Genomic DNA, 14,072 nt, shown 5'->3' with positions numbered 1-14,072 from the left:
TTTTTTAATTACTTTTTTATCAATAAACTTCTTCGATTGCAAGTCTGTAATCCATCGAAAGATCGAGTGGAGCATTGTTTTCGTTTAAGAGTATTACGGGATGGGAGAGTGCGTGTTCGTTTATGCGGATCACGGTTCCTCTCTTTCCGTTGTTTAACTTGATGCTGAATCCAAGCTGTGAGCTTGCTATATGCAATAGTATTGAAGTAAGGGCTTCGCTGTAGAATTTCTGGAAACCCTGCATTTCATAGTTTGCGATGATCTGAAATGCATTTAATTTTCTTCTGTAATTTCTTTTTGATGTCATCGCAACGTAGGAATCGACAATCGCTATATACTTGGCGAATCTGTCTATGTTGTCGCCGTGAAGTCCTGCCGGATAGCCTGTTCCGTCGCATCTTTCGTGGTGCTGCATCGCCGCATTGAGGACATGCTCGTTAAAATCACCCATATTCTTAAGGAAATCGTATCCGATGACGGTGTGCTGGATGATTATCATATATTCTTCTCTTGTAAGGCGCTGCGGCTTTGTAAGGATCTGATTGGGAATGCTGAATTTACCGATGTCATATACAAATGCACATTGGATAAAAAGCAGCTGATCTTCCGGTGTAAGACCGATGAAAGATCCGAAAACGCCTGCGATAAGAGCTGATTTCAAACAGTGGTGAAGAATCATATCTTCATCTGAAGGCGAAAGATTATACAAATATTCAAGAAGCTGCTCACCGTTTGCAACAGAAGAAACGATTGAGTTGTAAACATCCATGAGCTGCTGCATGATGATCGGCTGATGGGAAGTAAGAGCACCCATCATGTAACCCCTGAATACAGGGAAATAAACGTTATAAATTGACTCGAATTTTTTAAATCCTTCGGAAATACGAACCTTGTCATTGTGCGTGGTAGCAAAATCGGCTTCTTCCTTTATCGGGACGGCCATAATTGACTGTCTTGTAAGCCTTTCTATGACTGTTGCGTCAATCTTTGTGTTGGCGGCAACGATTATCTCGTTCTTGTAATTCAAAATATTCTCTGCGGCTACCATACCGGGTTTTAATTCCATCCGGGCAACGTACTTCATTTAAGGGACCTCCGTAATTCCATAAACGCCCTCCTTATGATAAAATAATAAAGATTTGAGAGCGCTTAATAATAATATACTTTTTCGTGTTATTAAGGTCAATTTATTTATCTATGGGAGCTTCAATTTTTATGACAAAAAATGCATCCTGTAAATTTTATAAGAATCTGTACTGGGATGAAACGATCAGAAACAAGAGCATGATCAAGTGGCGCCTTTGTCACAACAAGAAGCAGCTCACAATTTTTTGCGTGGTGAGGGCTACGAACGGATCGGATCAGCTTGAGATCATTCACAGTGCTTTTTTATCCCAGGATTATTATAAAGAACATCCGGCATACATATATGGGATTGCGTCGGGGTATTCCGAGGCGATCGATATAGTCATCAGAATTTCCGATGAGGCGCAGAAAGTGGGGAAGCCGGGGAAACTTTTGGATTATCTGGACAAAAAATAATTTAAACGGAGAAGTTTATGTTGGCGGTTTTTTTATCGGTATTGAAAGTGGTCGGCATTGTGCTGGCAGTCTTACTTCTTATTGCTATATTGCTGGTCTTGCTGGTCCTTTTTGTTCCCGTAAGATACAGGATAAAAGGAAATTATCCCAAGACTGTATTTGCCGAAGGGGAGGGCTTTGATAAGGATAAAGCTTTTTTGTCGGTGAAGTTTTCATGGCTCTTACATGTGCTTTCGGGAAAATTTTTTTATCCGAATCCTAAAGGGACCGAGTTTGTCATAAGAGTGCTCGGTGTAAAGATTTTTCCGCGAAAATTCGGAAACAAGGCGGATGACGGGGCAGATAAAAAGAAAAACAGGGACGGGAACGGCACCAAAGAAAATCCGGAGGCTGAGAACGGAATTATTTTCTGCGAGGAGTTTGTTAATAAAAAAGAGAGCTTTAAAGACGAAAATACATCTTTGAGTGAACATATAGAAAACAATATTACGGAATTAAATCAAAAAGATAGTGAAATAACAGAAGAAAAAAACGAAGACGAAGATAAGGACACTTTTTTCGACAAGCTTAAAAAGGTTGCAAATACAGCTTTGGAGCTGATTAAAAAGCCAAAACATGTGTTTGAAAAAAATCAATATACAATATCTAGAGTTTGTGATAAGATAAGAATGATAAAAAATACTCTGGAAAATGATATTTTCAAGAGAGCTTACAGTCTTGTTAAGGACAAGCTGACACGACTTTTAAAAATGATCCTTCCCGATAAGAGCAATATAGAATTATATGTTGGATTGGGAGATCCCGCTACGGAAGCGGAACTTATGTCTGTATACGGAGTTTTGTATCCGGTTTTATATGACAAGATCAAGTTCACACCTGATTTTGAGAACAGGGCGCTCGGTGTGGATCTGGATCTTAAGGGGCATATAACTGTATTTACGGTTATATATTGTGTTGCTGTTTGTTATTTTAACAAGGATGTAAAGAAAGTCATAAACAGATTCAAGAAGATAATGAATTCATGAGGCAATTCTTTATCACCCGGAGGAGTAAATGGGAGACAACAATTTTGGCGGCGTGGTTGACTCGCTGCTTAAAGGTATGAATTCAATTCTTGCGACAAAGACTGTCGTAGGGGAGGCTACTAAGGTTGATGACACAGTGATCTTACCACTTGTCGACGTATCTTTCGGTGTTGGAGCAGGCTCCAGTGACGCTGACAAGAAGAACGGCGGAGCCGGCGGATTTTGTGCAAAGATGTCGCCAAGTGCCGTATTGGTGATCAAGGATGGATCTACTAAACTAGTTAATATCAAGAACCAGGATCTTGTGACGAAGGTTTTTGATCTCGTGCCTGATATTGTGGATCGTTTTTCCAAAAAAGAAGAGAACATGATGGATGATAACACGGCAGTAGACATTGCTTTTCCTGAGGATAAGGACAAGGAAGAGTAAGTCTTAGGCTAGGGGGGTCCTAATGGAAAAAAAGAGAGACATTGAAGACATTATTCTTAACGGGACAAAAGATGAACTTTCGGAACTCAGGCTTTGGCTTTTTAAAGAAAGCGTAAGACTGGAGAATCAGGAAAGTTCCCTTTCGGACCGCTACGCACGACTCGAAGCTGACGAGATTTCTTTTAAGAACAGAGTTGATGCGGCAGAGAGGAAGCTTGAAACAGCAACAAAACGCCTTGATAACGATCAGGCACTTTTTGAGCAGAGACTCAAAATTCTTAATAATGGCTTTGATCAGCTTAACAACGACAAGAAAAAGTTGCAGAGTGAGTTTGTCAGACTTGAGAGGGAGAGAACTTACCAGCGCGAGATTGAGTATGATGCGGTTGACTGCCTTTTCAGAGGTGTCAACAGTGCGCTTGCTCTTAAAAAGAGATATAAAGATCTGATGAAGATGTTTCATCCCGATAACATAAGCGGAGATCAGGATATGGTTCAGCTTATCAATCAGGAGTACAGCGAATTGTGCAGACGCTACGACGTCAGCATGATCAACTGAATACAATCTTCATAAAATCTTAAGTTGTTAGTTATCGTAATATATGATAATATAACCAAGTCATTGTTCCGTCTGGGAACAATGACTTGTGTATGTTTTCGGGGATTTTTTTTGTTTCATTGGGTTCATTATTGGATGTGAGCCTATATAATGGCATTTTCGTCATAGATTCCAAAAAAGAAAAATTAAATATTCAAAAATTAAATTATTGACATGAACGAATGTTTGTTTTATTATAATTTTCAGATAGAACAGATGTTCTAGAAAAGGAGACTCGTATGGAGAGAGAAGAAAAACAAAAAGCACTTGAAGCAGCACTTGGTCAGATTGAGAAGCAGTTTGGTAAAGGTGCTGTCATGAAGCTTGGTGATTCATCAGACACTATGAATATAGAGACAATTCCCACAGGTTCACTCAGCCTTGATATCGCGCTCGGACTTGGCGGAATCCCTAAGGGAAGAATTGTTGAGATATACGGACCTGAGTCAAGTGGTAAGACAACAGTCACACTTCACATGATCGCGGAAGTTCAGAAGAGAGGCGGCATTGCAGGATTTATCGATGCTGAGCATGCTCTTGATCCTGTATATGCAAAGAATATAGGCGTTGATGTTGACAATCTTTATATTTCACAGCCGGACAGCGGTGAGCAGGCTCTTGAGATCACAGAGACAATGGTTCGTTCCGGTGCTATTGATATAGTTGTTGTCGACTCTGTTGCTGCGCTTGTTCCCAAGGCAGAGATTGACGGCGATATGGGAGATTCTCATGTCGGACTTCAGGCAAGACTTATGTCTCAGGCACTTCGTAAGCTTACTGCAGTTATCAGCAAGTCAAACTGTACGGTTATTTTCATCAACCAGCTCAGAGAGAAGGTTGGCGTTATGTTCGGTAATCCTGAGACAACAACAGGCGGACGTGCGCTAAAGTTCTATTCATCCGTACGTATGGATGTTCGTCGTATCGAAGCAATCAAGCAGAACGGTGAGAATACAGGTAACAGAACAAGAGTTAAGGTTGTTAAGAATAAGATCGCTCCTCCTTTCAAAGAGGCAGAGTTTGATATTATGTTCGGCAAGGGAATCTCAAGGACAGGAGATATTCTTGATCTTGCAGCAAGTGTGGACATTGTCAACAAGAGCGGTGCATGGTATCAGTACAATGGCGAGAAGATCGGACAGGGACGCGAGAATGCAAAGCTGTATCTTGAAAACAATCCGGAGATCCTTACGGATATCGATGCTAAGGTAAGAGCATATTATAACCTTCCGGTCAATGTATCTGCATCAGATAAAGCAGCAGACGAACCGGCACCTAAGAAGACTAAGGCAGCGAAATAATGATCGTTTCAGATATATGTGCATTGGATAAAAAGAGATCCAAAGTATTCATAGACGGAGAATTTGCTTTTGTTTTATATAACGGTGAGCTCAGGGATTTTGATATCAAAGTCGGAAATGAGCTTTCCGAAGATAAATACAATGAGATTGAGTGCGGACTTCTGCCCAAAAGAGCGAAGCTCCGCGCTATGAATTTACTGCAAAAAAGAGATTATACAGAAAAGCAGCTGAGAGATAAGCTTTCTGATGGAATGTATCCGCAGGACTGCATAGATACTGCGATAGATTATGTTAAATCATACAGATACGTAGATGATGAGAGATATGCGGAAGATTACATAAATTATCATATGTCCGGAAGAAGCAGAAACAGGATTATCATGGATCTCATGAATAAGGGGATTTCTAAGGATATTATCCTTAATAAGCTTGAAGAATTGTATTCTGAGAGCGGTGATGAAAATGAGATTATTCAGATCAGACAACTCCTTATCAAGAAAAAATATGATGCGCAAACGATTGACCATAAAGAAAAACAGAAACTTATTGCCTTTCTGATGAGACGCGGATATGACATTTCAACGATTAAAAAGGCTATGGATAGCGGAATAACTTGACACTGCGTTTTATAGAATGTAAAATTTAAGTGTTGTAAAATTGTATTTAAGTGTGCATTTTTTTTGTGCACTATACAAAATATTGTACAATGAAAATTGAATAAGGAGGTGCTCCTGTAATGACTACTGTTATAGTTGCAGCAGTAACTCTTGTTCTTTCTGCGATTTTAACTTGGATTGTTTCGTCTGCATATCAGAAAAAGGTAACAGAAGAAAAAATCGGAAGCGCTGAAGAGAGGGCAAGAAAAATTATTGACGAAGCACTCAAGACTGCCGAAGAAACGAAGCGTGAGAAACTTCTTGAAGTAAAGGAAGAGGCACTTAAAACACGTAATGAACTCGAGAAAGAAGTACGAGACAGAAGAAATGAAGTCCAGCGTACAGAGAGGCGTATTCAGCAGAAAGAGGAAAACGTCGAGAAACGATCTGAAGCGATCGAAAGGAAAGAGCAAAGTTTAAATGCGAGAGAGGACGCTTTAAACAAGAAGAATGAAGAGGTTACTAAGCTTAACGAACAGAGGGTACAGGAACTTGAGAAAATCTCTGGCTTAACCTCCGAGCAGGCTAAAGAGTATCTTTTGAAAATTGTCGAAGATGATGTAAAACATGAGTCAGCTGTCATGATTAAGACCATGGAAGCTGAGGCTAAGGAAGAAGCTGATAAGAAAGCTAAAGAAATCGTTGTAAACGCGATTCAGCGTTGTGCCGCCGATCACGTCTCCGAAACAACAATTTCGGTTGTTCAGCTTCCGAATGATGAGATGAAGGGTAGAATCATCGGTCGAGAGGGTAGAAATATCAGAACTCTCGAGACAATGACAGGTGTCGATCTCATTATTGATGACACACCTGAAGCCGTAGTTATTTCGGGATTTGATCCCATTCGCCGCGAGGTTGCACGCATAGCACTGGAGAAGTTGATCGTTGATGGTCGTATTCATCCTGCCAGAATCGAAGAGATGGTTGAGAAGGCACAGAAGGAAGTTGCTGCCAAGATCAAAGAAGAAGGTGAAAATGCTGCTATTGAAGCCGGTGTTCACGGCCTCCACCCGGAAGTTATCAAGATTCTCGGTCGTATGAAATTCAGAACAAGTTACGGCCAGAACTGCTTGAAACATTCTGTAGAGGTTGCTCAGTTATGTGGACTTTTGGCATCGGAACTTGGTCTCGATGTCAGAGTTGCTAAGAGAGCAGGACTTTTGCATGATATTGGAAAAGCTGTCGATCATGAGCTTGAGGGCTCACATATTCAGCTTGGTGTTGATATCTGTAGAAAGTACAAGGAATCACAGACTGTTATTAACGCAGTAGAAGCTCATCATGGTGATGTTGAGCCACAGTCACTTATTGCTATCCTTGTTCAGGCTGCCGATACAATTTCGTCAGCAAGACCCGGAGCAAGAAGAGAAACTCTTGAAACTTACACATCTAGACTTAAAGAACTCGAAGATATTACCAATAGCTTTAAGGGTGTTGATCACTCTTTCGCTATTCAAGCCGGCAGAGAAGTCAGAGTAATGGTTGTTCCTGAGCAGGTTTCAGATTCAGACATGATACTCATGGCTCGTGATATTGCTAAGAAGATTGAGGATGAAATGGAATATCCCGGACAGATTAAGGTTAATATCATAAGAGAGAGTAGAGCAACTGATTACGCTAAGTAATCCTGTTTCTGAACTATTATTGGGTAAATGTAGTGGAGAGGCTATTTTGCGAAAGCAAGATAGCCTCTTTTTAAATAATAGGAAACTCTTTGGCTTTCCGGTTATTTGATTTAGGAGAATTGATTTAATATGTTGCCGGTTGAATTTAAAAACAGAATGAAAGATCTTCTGGGAGAAGAAGATTATGAGCGTTTTATTGAGGCATTTGAAGCAGATAACAGGTATCATGCTTTAAGACTTAATACATTAAAAGTAAAAGGTGACTTTAAGGATGAGTTCGAATGTATCACAGAGCAGGTTCCGTGGGAGGAGACAGGGTTTTATTATGACGCCTCTTTTACGCCCGGAAAACATCCTTATCATGAAGCCGGGCTTTATTATATTCAGGAGCCTAGTGCAATGGCACCTGTCCATTATCTTGACCCGAAACCGGGGGAGAAGATTCTTGATCTGTGCGCCGCGCCCGGCGGTAAATCCACTCAGATTGCTTGCAAACTTGATGGAAAAGGTCTTTTGATCACAAATGAGATAAATAGAGACAGAGCAAAGATTCTGTCTTTGAATATAGAGCGACTTGGCATAGAGAATGCCATGGTCTTAAATGAGACATCGGAACATTTAGCAGGATATTTTAGCAGCTATTTTGATAAAATACTTGTGGATGCTCCTTGTTCGGGCGAAGGCATGTTTAGGAAAAATGATAATGCCGCCGATGAATGGAGCGAAGAAAATGTCCTTCTTTGCGCTAAGAGACAGGCGGAGATACTTGATAATGCCGCTGAGATGCTTGTTCCCGGAGGAACACTTGTATATTCAACATGTACGTTCTCAAGGGAAGAAAATGAAGACAATATTGAGGCTTTTTTAGAAAGACATGATGATTTTAAGTGCGAAATGACAAAGAGACTCTTTCCGCATGAGGTAAAGGGAGAGGGGCATTTTTTGTGTGTTCTTAAAAGAGATGGATTAAACGTAGCTGTCAAAAACGGATTTATTCCGGGTGGCAGGATAGTTCCTGCAAGAAAAGAACAGATAAAGATCCTTGATGCTTTTTTGAATGAAACATTTGAAAAAGATGCCATAGACAGGCTTTTAGAAGGCAAAGTTATATTCATGTTCGGAGATCAGATGTATATCGCTCCAAAGGATATGCCGTCTTTTGAAGGATTAAAGGTCTTGCGACCGGGGCTTCATCTTGGAACGCTTAAGAAGGATAGATTTGAACCTTCACATGCGCTGGCACTTTTTTTAAAACCGTCGGATGTGAAGCTCACCTATGAAATCCCATCCGAAGATGATAATATAAAGCAATATCTGAACGGACAGACGCTTAGAGTAACACGAAGCGGAAATAAAGGGTGGTGTCTTATCACGACGGACGGATATAGCATAGGCTGGGCCAAAGAGGCGGGTGGAATGCTCAAAAATCACTATCCTAAAGGACTTAGGATAAATTATTAAAAGGAAAAGTATAAGAATGAAAAAGCTTCTTGTATATCTTAGGGATTACAAAAAAGAAATAGCGCTTGGACCTTTATTTAAGCTGCTTGAGGCATCTTTTGAACTTATGGTGCCTCTTGTTATCGCAGCTATGATCGATAAAGGAATCGAATCGGGGGATAAGTCATATGTGATAAAAATGTGTATGATACTTATCCTTTTGTGCGTTATAGGATGTGTCAGTGCGATAACTGCGCAGTTCTATGCGGCTAAGGCTGCGGCGGGATTTGCCAAAAAAGTAAAGAGAGCTCTTTTTAACAATATTCAGTCGCTTTCGTTTTCTGATATGGACAGAATCGGTACATCTGCAATGATGACCAGAATGACAAGTGATATCAATCAGGTTCAGCAGGGAGTTAATCTCACTATAAGACTTTTGCTAAGATCGCCCTTCATCGTCTTTGGTGCAATGATAATGGCATTTACGATTGATGTAAGGCAGGCCCTTATTTTCCTTGTGACAATAATATTATTGTTTGCGGTTGTCGGTGCGATCATGGGATGGAGTATTCCCAAATACGGCGAGATACAAAGCAGGCTCGATAAGGTTCTGAGACTTACAAGAGAAAATCATACGGGTGTCAGGGTTATCCGTGCTTTTGGACTTGAAAATGAGGAAAAAGATAAGTTTCATAAGAGTAATGATCACCTCATGGAGTTGCAAAGCTTTGTCGGAGGGATTTCCTCTCTTATGAATCCTGTTACATTTGCGATTTTGAACATTGCGCTTTTGATTCTCATTTACAAGGGTGGAGTCTATGTTGAAGCGGGCGAAATGACAAAGGGTGAAGTTGTTGCTCTTTACAACTATATGTCACAGATTCTCGTTGAGCTTATTAAGCTTGCCAATCTTATCCTTACGATCACAAAGTCTATCGCGTCTGGTAACAGGGTTCAAGAGCTTATTGAGCTTAAATCCTCAATGAGTGACGGAAGCGTTGATACTTTTGATAAAACAGATGAGCATGTTGTCTTTGACAATGTGTCTATGCGTTACGAAGGCGACAGTGAAGATTCGCTGGAACATATTAGCCTTACTGTAAAGCGAGGCGAGAGAATCGGTATAATCGGTGGAACGGGAAGCGGCAAATCTACGCTTATCAACCTGATCCCTAGATTTTATGATGTAAGAGAAGGAAATGTTTTAATAGACGGAAGGAATGTTAAGGAATATAAGCTTGATGCCCTCAGGGAGAGAATCGGTATTGTTCCTCAGAAAGCGGTTCTTTTCCACGGTACTGTAAGAGACAATATGCGTTGGGGTAAGAATGACGCGACTGATGAAGAGATATATGAGGCTCTTGGTATTGCACAGGCAAAAGAGATTATTGACGGGAAAGATAACGGACTTGATCATATGGTTTCTCAGGGCGGTAAGAATTTTTCGGGCGGTCAGAGGCAGAGACTTACCATTGCGAGAGCACTTGTGAGAAAGCCGGAGATACTTATTCTTGATGACTCGGCTTCGGCGCTTGATTTCCTTACTGACAAGAATCTAAGAAAAGCAATCGGTGAAATGAAAGATGCGCCGACTACTTTCATTGTGTCTCAGAGAACTTCAGCTGTCCATGATTGTGATAAGATACTTGTACTGGAAAATGGTGCGGTTGTTGGAATGGGAACACATGATAAGCTCCTTGAAACTTGTGAGCTATATAAAGAGATATATGATTCTCAGTACAAGAAGGAGGGAGCGGTATGAAGAAAGGTACGCTTAGAAAAGTGCTTCACTATGCGGGAAAGTACCGCGGACTTGTTTTCTTGTCGCTGATACTTGCGGTTGTTACCGCGGCACTTGCTTTATATATTCCAATCCTTGCCGGCGGAGCTATAGATCTTTTGGTTGGAACGGGTGATGTTGACTTTAATAAGGTCATGGCGGTTCTTCTTAAGATGCTTATTGCCATACTTATTACCGCAATCTGCCAGTGGATTATGAACAAAGCAAATAATGTCATCACTTTTAAAGTTGTAAGAGATGTGAGAGCTGAGGCTTTTGATAAGCTTCAAACGCTTCCTTTTGAGTATCTTGATAAAGTGCAGACGGGAGAAATAGTAAGTAGGATAGTTGCGGATATAGATCTTTTTGCGGATGGACTTCTTATGGGCTTTACGCAGCTCTTTACGGGAATAGTGACTATTCTTTTTACGCTTGTATTCATGTTCTATCTGAATTTCAGGATTGCGATAGTGGTTGTTGCGCTTACGCCTTTATCGCTTATTGTTGCGAGAGTTATCGCGGATAAGTCGTTCAAGCTTTTTAAGCTTCAAAGCGAAGCGAGGGCAGATCAGACTTCGTTTGTGGATGAGATGATAGGCAATCTTCAGGTTGTAAAAGCATTTGCGCATGAAGATGATAACATGGAGTATTTTGATGAGGTTAACGAAAAGCTAGAAGATGCTTCTACAAGAGCTGTTTTCGTTTCGGCTATAACCAATCCGGGTACAAGATTTATCAATAATCTGGTTTATGCTTTTGTTGCGCTGTTTGGTTCGTTTGTATGTATCGCGGGAGGAATGACCGTCGGCGGACTTACGATCTTTTTAAGCTATGCAAATCAGTATACAAAGCCGTTTAATGAAATCTCGGGCGTTGTGACTGAACTTCAAAATGCGCTTGCCTGCGCAAGGCGTGTGTTTGACCTTATTGAGGAAAAGAGTGAGGAGAAAGATAAAGATACTGCTCCCGAAAAGTTCAACGCTGAAGGTGTGGTTGATATCAGTGATGTTTCTTTTTCCTACGATAAGAAAAAGAAGCTTATCGAAAATCTTGACCTTAGTATTGTTAAAGGGCAAAGAGTTGCCATTGTCGGACCTACGGGAAGCGGAAAGACGACGCTTATTAATCTACTTATGAGATTTTATGATGTTGATAAGGGAAGCGTTAAGATTGACGGATATGATATCAGGGATATAAAGAGACTTGATCTACGGGATAACTTCGGAATGGTGCTGCAGGAAACATGGCTACGGCACGGAACCGTAAAGGATAATATTACTCTTGGAAGAAAAGATTTTACCGATGAGGAGATAATAGCTGCGGCTAAAGCAACCCACGCTCACAGTTTTATAAAAAAGCTTCCGGATGGATATGATACCGTGATCTCGGAAAACGGCGGCAATCTGTCGCAGGGACAAAAGCAGCTTCTTTGTATCACAAGAGTAATGCTTAATATTCCTCCGATGCTTATTCTTGATGAAGCGACGTCTTCCATCGATACTCATACGGAGATGAGGATCCAGAGAGCTTTTAACAAGATGATGAAGGGCAGGACAAGTTTTATTGTTGCGCACAGATTATCAACTATTGTTGAGGCTGACGTTATCCTCGTTATGAAAGACGGACATATAATCGAACAAGGAAATCATGAGACACTTCTTAACAAGAAAGGCTTTTACTACGAGTTGTATAACAGCCAGTTTGCGTAAATTGTTATGGCGGGGGCTATATTTGCGCTTGGAAGTCGTTAAATGATGTAATAGAATGTAAATAGATGTATTTAACATAAGAGGCATCTTTTTATACAGATAATGAGGGGCAGATAATGAAAGTGAATAAAGAAATCAAAAGGCCTGTTTTTGTTATTGGGCACAAGAATCCTGATACGGATTCGATCTGTGCTGCGATCACTTATGCAAAGCTAAAAAATGCAATAACAGGAGATGAATATATAGCGGGAAGAGCGGGACATCTCAATGAAGAAACGCAGTTTGTCCTGTCACATTTTGGCGTGCAGGTTCCTGTATATATCAAGGATGTAAGAACTCAGGTACGTGATATGGAGATAAGGATGCTCGAAGGAATCGGAGCGGATTTGTCTCTTAAAAGAGCATGGGCTGAGATGCGTGACGCCGAAGTCGTTACTTTGTGTGTTACGGAGAATGACGAGGTTAGCGGAATAATAACGACAAATGATATTGTTGAGACATATATGGATGTCATTGATCCGGGAATCCTCTCGCTTGCAAAGACGTCTTATCAGAATATTGTCGAGACACTGGACGGCGAACTTATAGTAGGCGATATCGGGGATATACTCGATAAGGGAAAAGTTGTTATCGCTGCTGCAAGTCCGGAGATGATGGAAAATCTTATTGAAGAGGGTGATGTCGTTATACTTGGAAACAGGTATGAGACTCAGCTTTGCGCAATAGAGATGAATGCGGGCTGTATCATTGTCTGCGAGGGTGCGGATGTTGCAAAGACCATTCGCAATCAGGCAAGAGAGCATGGAACAAAGATTATTACAACGCCGCATGATACATTCGTGGTGGCTAGACTTATAAATCAAAGTATGCCTATAAACTATGTTATGAAAAAAGATAATGTAGTTTGCTTCCATATGGATGATTATATCGAGGATATTCAGGAAGTAATGGCTTCCATGAGGCACAGATATTTCCCTGTCCTTGATAAGAACGAGCATTATGTCGGAATGATCAGCCGAAGAAATTTCCTCGGTGCGAAAAAGAAACAGCTCATTCTGGTAGATCATAATGAAAAGAATCAGGCGGTAAACGGCGCAGATTCGGCGGATATTCTCGAAATAATCGATCATCACAGACTTAGAACAATCGAGACATCGGGACCTGTTTTCTTCAGAAATCAGCCGCTTGGCTCAACCTGTACTATCATATATTTGATGTACAAGGAGTACGGAGTAGAGATTGATAAGGTGACGGCGGGACTTCTTCTTGCGGCTATTCTTTCAGATACGCTGATGTTCAGGTCGCCGACGTGTACAGCAATCGACAAGAAAGCGGGCGAGGAACTTGCTTTGATTGCGGGCGTCAATTACGAAGAATTTGCAAAAGAGATGTTCCATGCGGGTTCTAATCTTAGCGGCAAGACTGCAAGCGAGATTCTGCATCAGGACTTTAAGAAGTTTACCGTTGATGATATGAATATCGGTATCGGCCAGATTAATTCCATGAGCGCAGAGGAGCTTCTTGAGATAAAATCCAAGGTAGAGCCTGAGCTTAAGAAGGCAGCTGAAGACGATGGACTTGATATGCTCTTCTTCATGCTTACCAATATTATCGACGAGTCCTCAGAAGTTCTTTTCACAGGTGCCAAGTCGCAGTATACGATAAACAGCGCATTCGGAATAAATGCTTCCGGCGATAAAGCAACACTTCCCGGCGTTGTATCGCGTAAGAAGCAGCTCTTGCCGGCGATTGTTGAGGCGATTCAGAACTGATGCGGGGATTGGAACGGCTATTGTGAGAATATGAATAAAGTGTTATTGTAAGTGAATGAAAGCAATCTTCTGTTTGGGCAATTGGAGCCCATTCTTGGAAGATTGTTTTTTTGTTTTATCTAATAGAAATTTCTCCGAGATTAGAAAAAACGCTACGCTATGGATGCGACCGATGCGCAGAAGTATTATGCAAG

At 41.0% G+C, this 14,072-nt stretch carries 12 protein-coding genes; 11 read left to right on the top strand and 1 reads right to left on the bottom strand.

What is annotated here, in order from left to right; translation table 11 throughout:
- Positions 1-19: 19 nt before the first annotated feature.
- Positions 20-1,084: an HD-GYP domain-containing protein gene (locus tag BLP87_RS10090; protein WP_074462595.1), complete on the bottom strand. Its 1,065-nt coding sequence runs from the start codon at positions 1,082-1,084 to the stop codon at positions 20-22.
- A gap of 131 nt (positions 1,085-1,215) precedes the next feature.
- On the opposite strand from BLP87_RS10090, the gene BLP87_RS10085 reads away from it, so the two are divergent.
- The 11 genes from BLP87_RS10085 (at position 1,216) to BLP87_RS10035 (ending at position 13,878) form a co-directional block, all read left to right on the top strand.
- Positions 1,216-1,542, top strand: a complete 327-nt coding sequence (locus tag BLP87_RS10085; RefSeq protein WP_074462594.1) for a hypothetical protein — start codon at positions 1,216-1,218, stop codon at positions 1,540-1,542.
- Between the two features lie 17 nt (positions 1,543-1,559).
- Complete coding sequence (locus BLP87_RS10080; RefSeq protein ID WP_074462593.1) at positions 1,560-2,567, top strand: hypothetical protein; 1,008 nt, start codon at positions 1,560-1,562, stop codon at positions 2,565-2,567.
- 28 nt (positions 2,568-2,595) lie between these two features.
- On the top strand, positions 2,596-2,997 hold the full coding sequence (locus BLP87_RS10075) for a GerW family sporulation protein (protein WP_074462592.1): 402 nt from the start codon (positions 2,596-2,598) through the stop codon (positions 2,995-2,997).
- 22 nt (positions 2,998-3,019) lie between these two features.
- The gene (locus tag BLP87_RS10070; RefSeq protein ID WP_074462591.1) at positions 3,020-3,556 is read left to right on the top strand and encodes a J domain-containing protein; all 537 of its coding nucleotides are present in this window, start codon (positions 3,020-3,022) and stop codon (positions 3,554-3,556) included.
- A 278-nt stretch (positions 3,557-3,834) separates the two neighbouring features.
- Positions 3,835-4,896 carry a recombinase RecA gene (gene recA / locus BLP87_RS10065; RefSeq protein WP_074462590.1) on the top strand — a complete coding sequence of 354 codons (1,062 nt, stop codon included), beginning with the start codon at positions 3,835-3,837 and terminating at the stop codon, positions 4,894-4,896.
- Entirely contained in the window at positions 4,896-5,513 is a 618-nt protein-coding gene (locus tag BLP87_RS10060) for a regulatory protein RecX (protein ID WP_074462589.1), read from the top strand. The genes recA and BLP87_RS10060 overlap by 1 nt, the downstream gene beginning before the upstream one ends.
- A gap of 119 nt (positions 5,514-5,632) precedes the next feature.
- Positions 5,633-7,177, top strand: a complete 1,545-nt coding sequence (gene rny / locus BLP87_RS10055) for a ribonuclease Y (RefSeq protein WP_074462588.1) — start codon at positions 5,633-5,635, stop codon at positions 7,175-7,177.
- Between the two features lie 129 nt (positions 7,178-7,306).
- Entirely contained in the window at positions 7,307-8,638 is a 1,332-nt protein-coding gene (locus BLP87_RS10050; RefSeq protein WP_074462587.1) for an RsmF rRNA methyltransferase first C-terminal domain-containing protein, read from the top strand.
- Between the two features lie 16 nt (positions 8,639-8,654).
- Complete coding sequence (locus tag BLP87_RS10045) at positions 8,655-10,379, top strand: ABC transporter ATP-binding protein (protein ID WP_074462586.1); 1,725 nt, start codon at positions 8,655-8,657, stop codon at positions 10,377-10,379.
- Complete coding sequence (locus tag BLP87_RS10040; RefSeq protein ID WP_074462585.1) at positions 10,376-12,106, top strand: ABC transporter ATP-binding protein; 1,731 nt, start codon at positions 10,376-10,378, stop codon at positions 12,104-12,106. The genes BLP87_RS10045 and BLP87_RS10040 overlap by 4 nt, the downstream gene beginning before the upstream one ends.
- Before the next feature lie 116 nt (positions 12,107-12,222).
- Positions 12,223-13,878, top strand: coding sequence for a putative manganese-dependent inorganic diphosphatase (locus tag BLP87_RS10035; RefSeq protein ID WP_143002127.1), 1,656 nt, complete (start codon positions 12,223-12,225; stop codon positions 13,876-13,878).
- Positions 13,879-14,072 lie beyond the last annotated feature (194 nt).

Origin of the sequence: Butyrivibrio hungatei, from assembly GCF_900101605.1 — a bacterium.
Lineage (GTDB): Bacteria > Bacillota > Clostridia > Lachnospirales > Lachnospiraceae > Butyrivibrio > Butyrivibrio hungatei_B.
The sequence above is the reverse complement of the archived record's forward strand: the minus strand, read 5'-3'. Positions and strand labels throughout refer to the sequence as shown.

Coding starts and splice junctions, on each gene's coding strand:
- BLP87_RS10090 (WP_074462595.1), bottom strand. CDS start 1,084: ATGAAGTACGTTGCCCGGATGGAATTAAAACCCGGTATGGTAGCCGCA.
- BLP87_RS10085 (WP_074462594.1), top strand. CDS start 1,216: ATGACAAAAAATGCATCCTGTAAATTTTATAAGAATCTGTACTGGGAT.
- BLP87_RS10080 (WP_074462593.1), top strand. CDS start 1,560: ATGTTGGCGGTTTTTTTATCGGTATTGAAAGTGGTCGGCATTGTGCTG.
- BLP87_RS10075 (WP_074462592.1), top strand. CDS start 2,596: ATGGGAGACAACAATTTTGGCGGCGTGGTTGACTCGCTGCTTAAAGGT.
- BLP87_RS10070 (WP_074462591.1), top strand. CDS start 3,020: ATGGAAAAAAAGAGAGACATTGAAGACATTATTCTTAACGGGACAAAA.
- recA (WP_074462590.1), top strand. CDS start 3,835: ATGGAGAGAGAAGAAAAACAAAAAGCACTTGAAGCAGCACTTGGTCAG.
- BLP87_RS10060 (WP_074462589.1), top strand. CDS start 4,896: ATGATCGTTTCAGATATATGTGCATTGGATAAAAAGAGATCCAAAGTA.
- rny (WP_074462588.1), top strand. CDS start 5,633: ATGACTACTGTTATAGTTGCAGCAGTAACTCTTGTTCTTTCTGCGATT.
- BLP87_RS10050 (WP_074462587.1), top strand. CDS start 7,307: ATGTTGCCGGTTGAATTTAAAAACAGAATGAAAGATCTTCTGGGAGAA.
- BLP87_RS10045 (WP_074462586.1), top strand. CDS start 8,655: ATGAAAAAGCTTCTTGTATATCTTAGGGATTACAAAAAAGAAATAGCG.
- BLP87_RS10040 (WP_074462585.1), top strand. CDS start 10,376: ATGAAGAAAGGTACGCTTAGAAAAGTGCTTCACTATGCGGGAAAGTAC.
- BLP87_RS10035 (WP_143002127.1), top strand. CDS start 12,223: ATGAAAGTGAATAAAGAAATCAAAAGGCCTGTTTTTGTTATTGGGCAC.